Annotated in this window: 10 protein-coding genes and 1 pseudogene; 8 read left to right on the top strand and 3 right to left on the bottom strand. The window is 66.8% G+C overall.

Annotation, left to right across the window (positions count from 1 at the left end):
- Positions 1-89: 89 nt before the first annotated feature.
- Entirely contained in the window at positions 90-1,460 is a 1,371-nt protein-coding gene (locus tag QK290_RS16435) for an 8-oxoguanine deaminase (RefSeq protein WP_282331707.1), read from the bottom strand.
- A 389-nt stretch (positions 1,461-1,849) separates the two neighbouring features.
- Here QK290_RS16435 and QK290_RS16440 point away from each other — a divergent pair, with 389 nt between their 5' ends.
- From QK290_RS16440 to QK290_RS16475, 8 genes are all read left to right on the top strand, one after another.
- Positions 1,850-2,344, top strand: coding sequence for a nucleoside deaminase (locus QK290_RS16440; protein WP_282331708.1), 495 nt, complete (start codon positions 1,850-1,852; stop codon positions 2,342-2,344).
- Positions 2,345-2,358: 14 nt separating this feature from the next.
- On the top strand, positions 2,359-3,885 hold the full coding sequence (locus QK290_RS16445) for an NCS2 family permease (protein WP_282331709.1): 1,527 nt from the start codon (positions 2,359-2,361) through the stop codon (positions 3,883-3,885).
- Positions 3,886-4,182: 297 nt separating this feature from the next.
- Positions 4,183-5,451: an XdhC/CoxI family protein gene (locus QK290_RS16450; RefSeq protein ID WP_282331710.1), complete on the top strand. Its 1,269-nt coding sequence runs from the start codon at positions 4,183-4,185 to the stop codon at positions 5,449-5,451.
- A complete protein-coding gene (locus QK290_RS16455) occupies positions 5,442-6,386 on the top strand; it encodes an FAD binding domain-containing protein (protein ID WP_282331711.1) in 945 nt (314 codons plus the stop codon). Before QK290_RS16450 ends, QK290_RS16455 begins: the two co-directional genes overlap by 10 nt.
- Positions 6,387-6,388: 2 nt before the next feature.
- Positions 6,389-9,244 carry a molybdopterin cofactor-binding domain-containing protein gene (locus QK290_RS16460; protein WP_282331712.1) on the top strand — a complete coding sequence of 952 codons (2,856 nt, stop codon included), beginning with the start codon at positions 6,389-6,391 and terminating at the stop codon, positions 9,242-9,244.
- 261 nt (positions 9,245-9,505) lie between these two features.
- On the top strand, positions 9,506-11,080 hold the full coding sequence (locus QK290_RS16465; protein ID WP_282331713.1) for an NCS1 family nucleobase:cation symporter-1: 1,575 nt from the start codon (positions 9,506-9,508) through the stop codon (positions 11,078-11,080).
- A 28-nt stretch (positions 11,081-11,108) separates the two neighbouring features.
- On the top strand, positions 11,109-11,852 hold the full coding sequence (locus QK290_RS16470) for an aspartate/glutamate racemase family protein (protein WP_282331714.1): 744 nt from the start codon (positions 11,109-11,111) through the stop codon (positions 11,850-11,852).
- Between the two features lie 42 nt (positions 11,853-11,894).
- Positions 11,895-12,674, top strand: a complete 780-nt coding sequence (locus QK290_RS16475; RefSeq protein WP_282331715.1) for an SDR family oxidoreductase — start codon at positions 11,895-11,897, stop codon at positions 12,672-12,674.
- A gap of 22 nt (positions 12,675-12,696) precedes the next feature.
- Here the strand turns inward: QK290_RS16475 and nboR are convergent, their stop codons facing one another.
- Together nboR and QK290_RS16485 are read right to left on the bottom strand one after the other, a co-directional pair.
- Complete coding sequence (nboR, locus tag QK290_RS16480; RefSeq protein ID WP_282331716.1) at positions 12,697-13,359, bottom strand: nicotine blue oxidoreductase; 663 nt, start codon at positions 13,357-13,359, stop codon at positions 12,697-12,699.
- 83 nt (positions 13,360-13,442) lie between these two features.
- A pseudogene (locus tag QK290_RS16485) lies at positions 13,443-14,956 on the bottom strand (pyruvate dehydrogenase (acetyl-transferring), homodimeric type); the annotation flags it as partial.

Consider the following 14,956-nt stretch of genomic DNA (forward strand, 5'->3'; position numbering starts at 1 on the left):
TGCTTGGGCCCCGTTTCGACGGTTCCCTGCAGCTACGACGTCACTGAGCGTCGCGTGCGTAGGGAACCGTCGAAACGGTCAGCAAGGAGCTACCCCGCCACAAGCTTCCTCGCCGCGGCCGAGTGCTCGGCAATGAGCCCAGCGACGTCCAGCCCCGGGATCTGCCCGTCCACCACGCGCCATTTCCCGCCCACCATGACGCGGTCCGCTCGGTCGGCCGCGCACAGCAGCAGCGCCGCAACAGGATCGTGGCTGCCGGAGAACCGCAGGTCGTCGAGGCGGAAGAGGGCCAGGTCCGCCTGCATCCCCGGGGCCAGCTGGCCGATGTCCGTGCGTCCCAGGACCTCAGCCGAGCCCCGCGTCGCCCAGCCAAGGGCCCGCTCCACGGGAATGGATGCCCCGTAGCGCAGTCGCTGCAAATACAGCGCCTGCCGGGCCTCGAGCATCATGTTGGAGGCATCGTTCGACGCCGATCCGTCCACACCCAGCCCCACCGGTACCCCGGCCGCCTCGAGTTCCAGCACGCGGGCGGTGCCCGACGCGAGCCGCATGTTCGACGTCGGGCAGTGCGCGACGGCGGTGCCCGCGGCTCCCAGCCGTGCGATCTCGTCGTCGCTGAAGTGGATGCCATGCCCCAGCCACGTGCGGTTGCCCAGCCAGCCGACGCTTTCCAGATAGTCCACGGAGCGCAGCCCGAACATCGCGTGGCAGAAGTCCTCCTCGTCAATGGTTTCGGCGAGGTGGGTGTGCAGCCGCACGTCCATCCGCTCGGCCAACAGGGCGCTCTCGGTCATGATTTCCCTGGTCACCGAGAACGGCGAACACGGGGCCAGCGCTATCTGGATGACAGCGCCGTCGCCGCGCTCGTGGTACTGCGAGATGAGGCGTTCACTGTCTGACAGGATGACCTCCGGCCGCTGCACCGTGGACTGCGGCGGCAGGCCGCCGTCGTCCGTTCCCAACGTCATGGAGCCGCGCGTGAGGGTGGCCCGCATGCCCAGTTCGCGTACGACGCCGACCTCCACGTCGATCGCGTCCTCCAGTCCCGCGGGAAAGAGGTAGTGGTGGTCGGCTGCGGTGGTGCAGCCGGAGAGCAGCAGCTCGGCAAGGGCCACTTTCACCGCGAGTTCCAGGCTCCCGGGAGTCAGCCGCGCCCAGACCGGATAGAGATTCTGCAGCCAGGGGAACAGCGGGGCGTTGGCCACCGGGCCCCAGGCGCGGGTGAGAGTCTGGAAGAAGTGGTGGTGCGTATTGATCAGGCCGGGCAGCAGCACGTGGCTGCCGGCATCGAAGGTCTTATCGCAGGGTGCGGACGGCTGAGCGCCTGCCGGAACGAGCTCAGCGATGATGCCGCCGCTGACCACTATGCCGCCGCCGGCGTCGAGCCCGTTGGCGGTGAAAACGGCGAGCGGGCTCCTGATCCAGAGCCTGGGCGCGGACGGGGAGTGCGGGTGGGCCATGGATGGCTCCTTGTCTGGTCAGCGTGAGGGCGTTCCAGCTCAGTTAGGCCCTGTCTGCTGATCCAGGTGGCGTCAGCCTAGGATGCTGCCACGACGGAAGTCAATGCAACGCGGGGTCACATACGGCCCATTCCGCGCCTCCGGATGGGCCATATGTGACCCCGCGTTGCTACGCAATTTCACATCACGAAATTAAGTTTCCAGAAACTATGGCGCTCCTCACACATCCGGTGCTAATCTCGATCTTGCCAAAGGCGGGCACCCGGACTCCGGGAAGCTATCTACCAGGCGAACCTTCAAAAGCACATGCTGAAGCCTGGTAGCCATCTCGCTGGCGCGTCCCCCGTCTCAGGGTTACTGGGCTTCCTTGCCACTAAGGAAGTCGCAAAATGAGTACCACCGTCACGGCCGAACATTTCCTGGCCACCTCCATAAAACTGGCAACAGCCAACGTCCTGAACAGCGGCGGCCCGTTCGGCGCCGTCGTTGTCACCGCGGATGGTCACGCCTTCGAGGGCGTCAACCGGGTCACCGCCACGAACGATCCCACGGCCCACGCCGAGGTCACTGCCATCCGCAATGCCTGCCGCGAACTCGGCACGTTCGATCTCAGCGGAGCCACCCTCTTCACCAGCTGCGAACCCTGCCCCATGTGCCTGGCCTCGGCCCTGTGGGCACGGATCGGCAACGTGGTCTTCGCCGCAGACCGGCACGACGCCGCCTCCGTGGGCTTCGACGACGCCGTCTTCTACGAGTACTTCGAGAACGAGGACCGGAATGCACTGATGCCGGTCGCCAAGCTGGAACTGGGCGACCCCCAGGCTCCCGCCATCCTGGAACCGTTCAACACCTGGAACACGCTCGATTCCAGGATTGACTACTAGGGCCGGTGGCTGACATGACAATTCTGGACCCCGCAGAAATGCGATCGGCAACTGAAAAGCAGGCTGCGCCCGCAGGCGCAGGGCAGACAGCGGCACCCCGCCCCCCGGCGGCAAAATCCTTCCTGGACAGCTTCTTCCAGATCACCAAGCGTGGCTCCACGCTGGCCCGCGAATTCCGCGGCGGCATTGTCACGTTCTTCACGATGGCCTACATCGTGATCCTCAACCCGCTGATCCTGGGCGGCTTCTCGGCCGAGAACGCCCCCACGGACGTCGCCGGCGGCTGGCTCTCGGCAGCGCAGGTGGGAGCCGTTACCGGCCTCACCGCCGGCGTTATGACCATCGTGTTCGGCCTCGTCGCAAACCTCCCCTTCGGGCTCGCGGCCGGCCTGGGCATCAACTCCTTCCTCGCCGTCGCGGTCATTCAGGAGGTCACCTGGCCAGAAGCCATGGGCCTGGTGGTCATCAACGGCGTCCTGATTGTCCTCTTCGGCGCCACGGGGGCCCGGACGGCGATTTTCAGGGCAGTCCCCAAGGAACTCAAGGCCGCCATCACCGTGGGCATCGGCCTGTTCATCGCCTTCATCGGCTTTGTGGATTCCGGGTTCGTCCGCCCCACCAAAGGCGGTCCGCCGGTCCAGCTCGGCAACGACGGCTCCATCACCTCCATCCCCACCCTCGTCTTTATCGTCGGTCTGTTGGTCATGGGAATCCTCGTGGCCCGCAAGATCCAGGGCGGCCTCCTGATCGGAATCGTCGCCACCACAGCCCTCGCCGCCGTCGTCGAGGCCGCCATGCATATCGGTCCCGGCAGCGCCGACAACCCCGGCGGCTGGCACCTCAACGTGCCCGTGCTCGCCGGCCAGCTGGTCTCCGCCCCGGACTTCAGCCTGGTGGGCCAGTTCGACCTCTTCGGCTCGTTCTCAAGGATCGGCGGCCTGGCCGCCACCATGCTGGTGTTCACCCTGGTGTTCACTAACTTCTTCGACGCCATGGGCACCATGACCGGCCTCGCCAAGAGCGCCGGCGTGGCACACAAGGACGGCACCTTCCCCAAGCTGAAGTCAGCCTTCATCGTCGAAGGCCTCGGCGCAGTGGCCGGTGGCGCGACGTCCGGGTCATCGAACACCGTGTACATCGACTCCGCCGCGGGAATCGGCGAAGGTGCCCGCACCGGCCTGGCCTCCGTGGTCACCGGCGTGCTGTTCCTGGGCTCGATGTTCTTTACACCGCTTACCTCCGTGGTACCGCTCGAGGTTGCAGCCTCCGCCCTGGTGGTGGTGGGCGCCATGATGATGGCACAGATCCGCGAGATCAAGTTCAGCAAGTTCTCGATCGCACTGCCGGCCTTCCTGACCATCGTCACGATGCCGCTGACCTACTCGATCGCCAACGGTATCGGCGTCGGATTCATCTCCTTCGCGGTCATCAGCGCTGCGTCCGGCAGGGGCAGGAAGGTCCATCCGCTCATGTGGGTGGTCACTGCGGGCTTCATCATCTACTTCGCCCGCGGGCCGATCAACGCCCTGCTGGGCGTGTAGGCCCTCGGCGTAACCGCCCATTCGGGCGCCTCAAACGGCGGTCCATCCGCACCCACCGCATCGAGTAGGCGTCCGCCGCCGTGGTCCGTAGCACCGGAACCCACGACGGCGGGCGGCGGTGGAGTGCGGCTGCTCCGTCACGGACCGGGGCGGGATTAGAGGCCCCGCCCCGGTCCCCTCAAACAACTCCCCTGACTTTCCCTCTACACCAGCAAGGAATGAGATTATGAGGCAAGACCGCGCACTGTTCCGGACAGGCTTCCCGTCCGGAACCTCAGTGGTAAAGGACGTGTTGCCATGCTGGACCTAATACCTTCACTGGGAAGCTGGCGGCCCGCGGTCTCCGGCCAGCGCTGCGCCGTCGCCACCATCGTGGCCGCGGGAGGCTCCGTGCCCCGGCCGCTCGGCACCTCCATGCTTGTGTCGGAACACGGGGACGTCCTCGGCAGTCTCTCCGGCGGCTGCGTGGAGGGCGCCGTGGTGGCCGCCGCCCTTGAGGCCATGCGCGACGGCGGCAGCCGCCTTGAGTCGTTCGGCTACAGTGCCGAGGACGCGTTCGCCGTCGGACTCTCCTGTGGAGGAGAGCTGGAAGTCCACATCCAGCCGCTCGGTGCTGAATCCCCTGAACTATCTGTATTGCGCGGTTTTGGTGACGCTGGCCGCAGCGTGGCCGAAGGCCCCGCAGCCCGGGGGCTTGCCGCCCTGGCAGTCATCCGCCGGCTCGACGCGGGCGGAGGTGTGGTGGTCGTCGACGATCCTGTGAGGTTCCGCGCCATGGAGTCGCCGGAACTCGCCATGCTGGTGGGCGACCATCCCGCTACTGTTTTTGCGGCGGCAGCCCAACTCGAACCGCTGCTCCAAGGCGGCCGCGCGGGCCTTATCCGGCTTGCACCTCCCGCCGGCTGCACCGGCGGCTCGGAGGAAACACAGCCCGAACCCATCACGCTGTTCGTGGAAAGCCGGCTCCCCGCCGCGCGCATGCTCATTTTCGGCGCCAACGACTTCGGCGCCGCGCTGCTCCCGGCCGGGAATCTCCTCGGCTACGACGTCACGCTCTGCGACGCCCGCCCCGCGTTCTCCCGGCAAAGCCGCTTCCTCGCCGCCAACCAGGTGGTCACTGACTGGCCGCACCGCTACCTTGCCGCAGAAGCAGCCGCAGGACGCGTGGACGGCCGCACCGTGGTGTGCGTGCTGACCCACGACCCCAAGTTCGACATCCCGCTGCTGGAAACCGCGCTCGGACTGGGCCTCGCCTATGTGGGCGCCATGGGTTCGCGGCGAAGCCACCGCCAGCGCATCGACGCGCTGCTCGCGGACGGCACGCCGGCCGAGGCATTGGAGCGGCTCCATTCGCCCATCGGACTCGATCTGGGCGCGGTCACCCCGGCCGAGGTCGCGGTGTCCATTACGGCCGAGATCATCGCCTCCCGTGGCCGGGCCGGACGAGCCAGCACCAGGCCGGCGCCGCTCAAGGCATCCTCGCTCAAGGACGGCTCCGGCCCCATCCACCCCACATCAGAACCGCGCTCCACGCACGAACCCCTCCAGGAGAACCCATGGACATGAACACCATCGAGGCCGTCGTCCCAACGACGGACCCCACCGACTGGCGCCACGGCGATGCCTGGCTCGCCGGCGGCACGGTGCTCTTCTCCTACGGCAGTACTGTACTGAAACGGCTGCTGGATCTGGGTGAAGCGGGCTGGCCGGCGGTGACCGTGAGCGACGCCGGGATTGAACTGGCCGCCACGTGCACCGTCGCGGAGCTCTACGCCCTGCCGGGTTCGGAGGCAGTTGCCGACAGGGACTGGCCGGGCCTGGACTTGTTCCGTCCATGCTGCGACTCCTTCGTGGCATCCTTCAAGATCTGGAACATGTCCACCGTAGGCGGCAACCTGTGCACCTCGCTCCCGGCGGGACCCATGATCTCGCTCTGCGCCGGGCTGGACGCCACCGCCACCATCCTTGGCCCCGGTGGCAGCAGCCGCACGGTCCCGGTGGCCACGTTCATCACCGGGGACGGGCAAAACAGCCTGGCACCCGGCGAGTTGCTGCGCAGCATCCATATCCCGGCGTCGGCCGTGTCCGCGAAAGTGGCCTTCCGGCGGCTCTCGCTCAGCAACCTCGGCCGTTCCGGGGTGCTGCTGATCGGACGGCGGGATGCTGACGGCGGCCTGGTCCTCACCGTCACCGCCGCCACCAAACGCCCCGTGCAGCTGCGGTTCACCGCTGCCAAGATGGCTGGCCCCGCGGCCCTGGCGGCCGCCGTCGGGAACGCCATTCCCGCGGAGCTGTACCACGACGACATCCACGGGCTGCCCGAGTGGCGCCGGGACATGACCCTCCGGCTTGCCGAGGAGATCCGTGCGGAACTGCTGGAGGAACGGCTCACCGTGTCGGGCGATTTCTGGACCGGACCGTCCGGCCGGCCGCACGCCACGTCGCCGCAGCCGAGCGCGCAACCCGCAACAACACAGAACAAGCAGCAGAAGGAGGCCTGAGCATGGCAATCGAAATCAACGGCACCGCCACCGGGACCACACCCCGCCCCGGCCAGTGCCTGCGCACGTTCCTGCGCGAACAGGGCAACTTCGGCGTCAAGAAGGGCTGCGACGGCGGCGACTGCGGGGCCTGCACCGTCCACGTGGACGGCACCCCCGTGCACAGCTGCATCTACCCGGCCGTCCGCGCGGAGGGCAGGTCCGTTACCACCATCGAAGGCCTCGCCGGGACGTCCGGTGCAACGGGCGGTGCGCTGCATCCCGTGCAGGAACAGTTCCTGGCCGAACAGGGCTTCCAATGCGGCTTCTGCACCGCCGGCATGATGATGACCGCAGCCACCTTCGATGACGAACAGAAGGCCAACCTGCCCCGCAGCCTCAAGGGCAACCTCTGCCGCTGCACGGGCTACCGTTCCATCGCGGACGCCGTCTGCGGGACCGGTTCAGCGGGGAAGCACAATCACGACGGCGGCGCGGCAGCTGGCGCGGTGCGTCCGGCTTCCGCCGCCGGAACCACCGCCGCGGGCACCTCGGCATCCCGGGCCGGGCAGCTCGGCGACAACGTGCCCGCCCCGGCGGGCGCCGCCGTCGTCACCGGCACCGCCCGCTACACCCTCGATGTCCCGGCTGACGAGCTCCAGGGCCTGCTGCACCTGAAGCTGCTGCGCTCGCCCCACGCCCATGCCCGGGTTGTCTCCATCGACGGGACGGCCGCGCTCCAGGTGCCCGGCGTCGTCGCGGTCTTCACCCACGAGGACGCCCCGGCGCAGCACTTCTCCACCGCCCAGCACGAGCTCTACACCGATGACCCCGACGACACCCGGGTCCTCGATGACGTGGTGCGGTTCATTGGCCAGCGGGTGGCCGCCGTTGTGGCCGAATCCGTGGGTGCCGCCGAGGCCGGGGCCCGCGCCCTGCAGGTGGAATACGAGCTGCTGGACACAGTCTTCAGCCCGCAGGACGCCATGCTGCCCGGCGCTCCAGCCCTGCACGGTGAGAAGGACGCCGGGAAGGCCAGAATTTCGCGTCCGCGGCAGAACGTGGTGGCCGAGCTGCATTCGGAGCTGGGCAGCGTGGCGGACGGGTTCGCCGCTGCCGATTTCATCCACGAGCACACGTACAGGACCCAGCGGGTGCAGCACGTTGCACTGGAAACCCATTCCTCCATTGCCTGGCTCGACGAGGAAGACCGCCTCGTGGTCCGGACCTCCAGCCAGGTCCCGTTCCTGGTCCGGCGCACGCTGGGCCGGGTGTTCGACCTGCCGGAGGACCGCATCCGCGTGGTGGCCGGCCGCGTGGGCGGCGGCTTCGGCGGCAAGCAGGAAGTACTCACCGAGGACCTCGTTACCCTCGCCGCACTCACGCTGCGCCGGCCCGTGCAGGTGGAGTTCACCCGCACGGAGCAGTTCACCGCCACCACCACGCGACACCCCTTCACCATCAAGCTCAAGGCAGGCGCCAGCAAAGACGGGCTCCTCACGGCGCTGCAGCTGGACGTGGTCACCAACACCGGTGCCTACGGCAACCACGCGCCCGGCGTGATGTTCCACGGCTGCGGCGAATCGCTGGCCGTGTACAAGTGCGCCAACAAGAAAGTGGACGCGCATGCCGTCTACACCAACACCGTGCCGGCCGGGGCGTTCCGGGGCTACGGGTTGAGCCAGATGATCTTCGCGATCGAGTCGGCCATCGATGAGCTGGCTGTTGGCATCGGGATGGATCCGCTGGAATTCCGGCGCCGGAACATGGTGCGCGAAGGCGATGACATGCTCTCCACCAACCCCGAGCCTGAGGAGGACGTCCACTACGGCAGCTACGGCCTGGACCAGTGCATCTCCCTGGTGCGGGACGCCCTGGACCGCGGCAAGCAACGCTACCGCGATGCCGGCCTCGATGATCTCGGCCCGGACTGGGTCACCGGGGAAGGGGCCGCGCTTTCCATGATCGACACGGTCCCGCCCCGCGGCCACTTCGCCCACACCCGCGTGAGCCTGCTCCCGGACGGAACGTTCGCGGCCGACGTCGGAACCGCCGAATTCGGCAACGGCACCACCACCGTGCACGCCCAGCTGGCCGCGACGGCGCTCTCCACCACGGCAGCCAGGGTGGCCGTGCGGCAGTCTGATACCGATCTGGTGGAGCACGATACCGGCGCATTCGGCTCGGCCGGGACGGTGGTGGCCGGCAAAGCCACACTCCTGGCGGCCACCGGGCTCGCATCCCGGATCATTACCGTTGCGGCGGCGCTGACCGGGGTTCCGGAGACTGAATGCGCGCTCGACGGCGGCGGTGTGGACTGTGCCGGGCGGCGGGTTACGCTCGAGGACATCCATGGCGCCGCGCAGCACCAGGGCGTGCAGCTTGCCGTCGAGGGCAACTGGGACGGGACCCCGCGGTCGGTGGCGTTCAACGTCCACGGCTTCCGGGTAGCGGTCAACACGGGTACAGGCGAGCTGCGGATCCTGCAGAGCGTGCAGGCCGCCGACGCCGGTGTGGTGGTCAATCCGCGGCAGTGCCGTGGCCAGATCGAAGGAGGCATCGCGCAGGCGCTGGGCGCTGCACTGTATGAGGAGGTCCGGGTGGACGACGCCGGCCGGGTCACCACGGATATCCTGCGGCAGTACCGCATCCCGTCTTTCGCGGACGTGCCGCGCAGCGAGGTCTACTTCGCTTCAACCAACGACCAAATGGGCCCGCTCGGGGCAAAGTCCATGAGCGAGAGCCCGTTCAATCCAGTGGCGCCGGCTCTGGCCAACGCCATCCGGAACGCTACCGGGGTCCGGTTCGCGGAGCTGCCGATCGGACGGGACAGGATCTACCTCGGCCTGAAGGAAGGAACGTTAATCCACTCCCGCTAAACCAACGCGGGGTCAGATACGGCCCATGGAGCGGGGTTTATTGGGCCAGATCTGACCCCGCGTTGCTGTCGAAGCAACCGTTTGTGACCGGGCCTGTTCCGGCAACCCTTGACTGATGCGTGATCCGGGTCATACCGTTATTTCACTACTCGATACCCACTTTCCGTATTGTGGAAATTGCAACGACGCTCCTGCCGGTCGTTTCCGGCATTAATCACACTGCGGAACGCATGGAAGACATCTTCAAGAAGTGAGACCACGATGCAGACAACCCCGTTGAACGGCGTCGATCCGACACCCGGGCCAGCCGTTGACATTGACCAGGGCAAAGCTGCCTACCCCTCCGTGGGGGTCGACGCGCTTTGCGATGCAGCCAGCGCCGCCTCCGGCAGAACGATCAGCCCTACCCTCTACAACGTCGACCTTGCCCCGACGAAGCGGGAAGGTCGCCGCTGGACCAGCTACAGTATTTTCACGCTCTGGGCCAACGACGTCCACAGCCTCGGCAACTATGCGTTCGCCATCGGCCTTTTCGCCCTTGGGCTTGGAGGCTGGCAGATCCTCCTTGCCTTGGGCATCGGAGCCGTACTGCTCTTTGCCCTGCTCAACTTTTCCGGCTTCATGGGGGTCAAGACCGGCGTACCGTTCCCTGTCATGAGCCGGATCAGCTTCGGTATCCGCGGTGCCCAGATCTCCAGCCTGCTCCGCGGCGCCGTCGCCATCGCCTGGTTTGGGATCCAGACGTACCTGGCCTCGGTGGTCCTCCGCGTAATGCTCGTGGCCATGGTCCCCTCCCTCAAGGAGCTGGATGGCAACTCCATCATGGGCCTGTCCACACTCGGCTGGATTGCCTTCGTTGCACTGTGGATCGTCCAGCTGGTCATCGTCAGTTTCGGCATGGAAATGATCCGCAAGTATGAGGCCTTCGCCGGGCCCATCATCCTGGTGACCATGGCCGCCATCGCCATCTGGATCTTCGCGGAAGCCGGCGGCTCTATCGCCTGGGCACCGGACAATGCGCTCGAAGGCGCCGACATGTGGCGCACCATCTTTGCCGGCGGCGCACTGTGGGTCTCCATCTACGGAACCTTCGTCCTGAACTTCTGCGACTTCACCCGCTCGGCGGTCTCCAAAAAGGCCGTGGTCCGCGGAAACTTCTGGGGCATCCCCATCAACATGCTCGTCTTCGGTGCCATCGTGGTCATCATGGCAGGCGGCCAGTTCAAAATCAGTGGCAAGATCATCGAGAGCCCCTCGGACATTGTCCAGACCATCCCGAACACACTCTTCCTTGTCCTGGCATGCCTGGCCCTGCTGATCCTGACCATCGCCGTGAACCTGATGGCCAACTTCGTGGCCCCCGTCTATGCACTGACGAACCTGTTCCCCAAGCACCTGAATTTCCGCAAGGCGGCCTGGGTCAGCGGTACGATCGGCCTCATCATCCTTCCCTGGAACCTCTACAACAACCCCCTGGTCATTGTGTACTTCCTCGGCGGACTGGGCGCGCTGCTGGGGCCGCTGTTCGGCGTGGTCATGGCAGATTACTGGCTGCTTCGCCGCGGCAAGGTCAATGTGCCGGAGCTCTACATCGAGTCGCCCGCGGGAGCTTACTACTACAAAAAGGGTTACAACCCCAAAGCGATCATGGCACTGATACCGGCTGCCACCGTCGCCCTCGTGATTGCTTTTGTCCCGGCCTTCGAGGGAGCCGCCCCGTTCTCCTGGTTCTTCGCAGCAGGCATCGCGGCAGTGGTGTACTACCGGATTGCGGATCGCAAGCAGCAGTTCGACGACGTCGACGGCGAGCCCATCGCCATCGTCAGCACCCACTAACCAACCTGTCCCGAAAGAGAACAGCACCATGCGCATCCTTGTGGCCAACGTCAACACCACTCAGTCCATGACCGATTCGATCGCCGCTCAGGCACGGCAGGCTGCGCTTCCGGAGACGGAGATCGTGGGAATCACTCCCCGCTTCGGCGCCGACTCCTGCGAGGGGAACTTTGAGAGTTACCTCGCGGCCATCGCCGTCATGGACGCCGTGGTCAGTTACCCGGAACCCTTCGACGCCGTCATCCAGGCAGGCTACGGCGAACACGGCCGCGAAGGGCTCCAGGAGTTACTCGACGTTCCGGTCGTGGACATCACCGAGGCGGCCGCGAGCACCGCGATGTTCCTGGGCCACAAGTACTCCGTGATCACCACCCTGGACCGTGCCGTTCCGCTGATCGAGGACCGGCTGAAGCTGGCCGGTCTCGACGCCCGCTGCGCCTCGGTCCGGGCCAGTGGCATGGCCGTCCTGGAACTGGAGGAGGAGCCGGAGCGCGCTGTGGAAGCCATCATCGAACAGGCGCTGCTGGCCGTCCGCGAGGACAAAGCGGAAGTCATTGTGCTTGGCTGCGGCGGCATGGCCGGCCTTGATGAGGAGATCCGCAAGCGGGCGGGCGTCCCCGTGGTGGACGGCGTGGCCGCTGCTGTCACGATTGCGGAATCTCTGGTCCGGCTGCGGCTGAGCACCTCAAAGGTCCGGACGTACGCCACTCCGCGGCCCAAGACAGTCATAGGCTGGCCGATAACGGCGGCGGAAGTACCCGCCGCACTTTAGGCCGGCGGTCAACAGCCCGGCCTCAACACAAGGAGCGACCCCATGACTGCAACCCACCGGCCCGTAAAACCCCACCGGCCGGCACCGGTCGCCGTCGTGACCGGTGCCGGTTCCGGGATTGGCAGGGCCGTGGCGCGGCTCCTGCTGGCCGACGGCTACCGCGTGGTGTTGGCCGGCCGCCGTGAGGCTCCGCTACTGGAGTCCGCGGCCGGCCACCGCCAGGCGCTCACGGTGCCCTGCGACATAACAGCGCCCGACGACGTCGAGCGCCTTTTCGCTGCTGCCGCCGGGACATGGGGGAGGGTTGACCTGCTGTTTAACAACGCCGGCGTGTTCGGCCCGGCCGCGTCGGTGGATGAAATCAGCATTGCCGACTGGGACGCTGTGGTGGCGGTGAACCTGACCGGCTCGATGCTGTGCGCCGCCGCGGCGGTCCGGGCCATGAAATCCCAGAACCCGCAGGGTGGCCGGATCATCAACAACGGGTCCATTTCAGCGCATTCGCCGCGGCCGCGGACAGTGGCCTATACCGTCACCAAACACGCCATGACGGGCTTGACCAAGAGCATTGAGCTGGACGGCAGGGGCTTCGGCATCACCTGCGGCCAGATCGACATCGGAAACACAGCCACGGACATCATGGCCACCATCGGTGTGGACTCCGGAGCCCTGCAGGCTGACGGCAGCCGCAGGGTGGAGCCCACCTTCCCGGTGCAGGACGCCGCGCGTGCCGTGCTGCTGATGGCTGGCATGCCGCCGTCGGCCAGTATGGGCTCGGTGGTTATCACCGCCGCCGGAATGCCGTTCATCGGCCGGGGCTAAGAGCGATGAAACCAACGCGGGGTCAGATAGGGCCCATGTTGCTAGGCTTTATGGGCCGTATCTGACCCCGCGTTGTTGTTTCGAGCAGGTGCAGCTGCCCGGGGGAGTCGAGGTCTTCGCCGCCGGAGAGGTCGCTGCAGTCCACGAGGTCGATCAGTTCCGGGTGGGCCTGGAGGAAATGGCGTGCCCCGGCGTCGCCGGTTGCAGTGTCGGCGGCCTCAGCCCGGAGGCTGTAATCCAGGAGCAGCGGATGTCCCCGCCGGAGATTTCCGTCCGGGCCACGGTAGGCGGCCGCTGCCACCCGGCCAGGCTGATGGGATGCCAGCATTCTGGCGACGGTTTCTGCCGTCAGGCCGGGCTGGTCCACCAGCGCGATAAGCACGTGGTCCTCCGGGGCTGCTGCGGCGACCCCCGCCCGGAACGAACTTCCCATTCCGCCGGCCCAGTCCGGGTTGTCGATGACCCGGTGCCGGCTCAGGTCGGTGGCGGCACGCACCGTTACCGCGTCCGCGCCGAGCACCGCCACTACTTCCCGGCAGCCGCCCGCGAGCAGCACGTCTGCCAGGACTTCAACGAGAGTGCTGCCGCGGAACCGGAGCAACGCCTTGGGCCCGAGCCCCAGCCGCGTCCCGGCGCCGGCGGCTAGCAGCACCGCCGTCGTGCGTGGTTTGTCCAGGTCAGCCATCGCCCCAGCCTATCCAGCCACATGACAAATGACGGCAGTGTTCCCAGGGAACACTGCCGTCAATGTGTGTCTCGACGAGTGAGTCAGGCGTCGCCGCCGGTGCCGCCGGTGGTCCCGGCGTTGACGTCCAGGAGCTTGTAGCGGTCCATCGCATAGGCGGGCACGCCGCCGTCCACCTCGCCGCGCGAAGCCAGCAACTGCAGAGTCTTCACCACAATCGAGTGGGTGTCGTTCTTGAAGAAGCGGCGGGCAGCTGCACGGGTGTCGGAGAAGCCGAAGCCGTCAGCTCCGAGCGACGCGAACTGGTGCGGGAGGAACTGGCGGATCTGGTCCGGGACGGCTTTCATGTAGTCGGTCACCGCCACCACTGGCCCCTGGGCATCGGCGAGCTGCTGCGTGACGAACGGGACGCGGGCGGGCTTGCCCGGGTTCAGGAACGCCTCTTCCTCGGCGGCTAGCCCGTCGCGGCGCAGTTCGTTCCAGGACGTCACGGACCAGACGTCGGCGGAGACACCCCAGTCCTCGGCGAGGATCCGCTGGGCGTCGAGAGCCCAGGGGACGGAGACGCCGGAGGCCAGGATCTGGCTCTTGGGCCCTTCAAGACCCGACGCCGACACCCGGTAGATGCCTTTCAGCACTCCGTTGACGTCGAGGTTCTCAGGTTCGGCCGGCTGGGAGATGGGCTCGTTGTAGACCGTGATGTAGTACATGAGGTTCTTATCGGCTACAGGTCCGGTTCCATCGCCGCTTGCGGCCGGTCCGTACATGCGCTCGATGCCGTCGCGGATGATGTGGCCCATCTCGTACCCGTAGGCCGGGTCGTACGTGAGCACAGCCGGATTGGTGGAGGCAAGGATCGGGGAGTGGCCGTCGGCGTGCTGGAGGCCTTCACCGGTCAGGGTGGTCCGGCCGGCGGTGGCGCCGATGATGAAGCCGCGGGTCATCTGGTCCGCGGCGGCCCAGAAGGCGTCACCGGTGCGCTGGAAGCCGAACATGGAGTAGAACACGTAGACCGGGATCAGCGGTACGCCGTGGGTGGCGTAGGCGGTGCCGGCAGCCGTGAAGGCTGCGACCGCGCCGGCTTCGTTGATGCCGGGGTGGATCAGCTGGCCCTGGGCGGATTCCTTGTAGGCCAGGACCAGGTCCCGGTCCACGGACAGATACGCCTGGCCGTCCGGATTGTAGATCTTGGCCGTGGGGAAGAACGCGTCCATGCCGAAGGTCCGGGACTCATCCGGAACGATCGGGACAATACGGTGCCCGAACTTCTTATCCCTGAGCAGGTCCTTAAGCAGGCGTACGAAGGTCATGGTGGTGGCGGCCTGCTGCTTGCCGGAACCGCGCTTGGCGACCTCATAGGTTTTGGCGTCCGGCAGCTCCACCGGAGCGTGGTCCGGCCGGCGCTCGGGGACGAAACCGCCCAGGGTGCGGCGGCGTTCCATGAGGTACTGGATCTCGGGGGAGTCCATGCCGGGGTGATAGTACGGGGGCCGGTAGAGGTCCGCGTCGAGCTGTTCGTCCGTGATGGGGATGCGGAGGTAGTCGCGGAACTTCTTCAGGTCATCGAGGGTGAGCTTTTTCATCTGGTGGGTCGCGT

Source organism: Pseudarthrobacter sp. AL07, from assembly GCF_029960665.1.
Classification (GTDB): domain Bacteria; phylum Actinomycetota; class Actinomycetes; order Actinomycetales; family Micrococcaceae; genus Arthrobacter.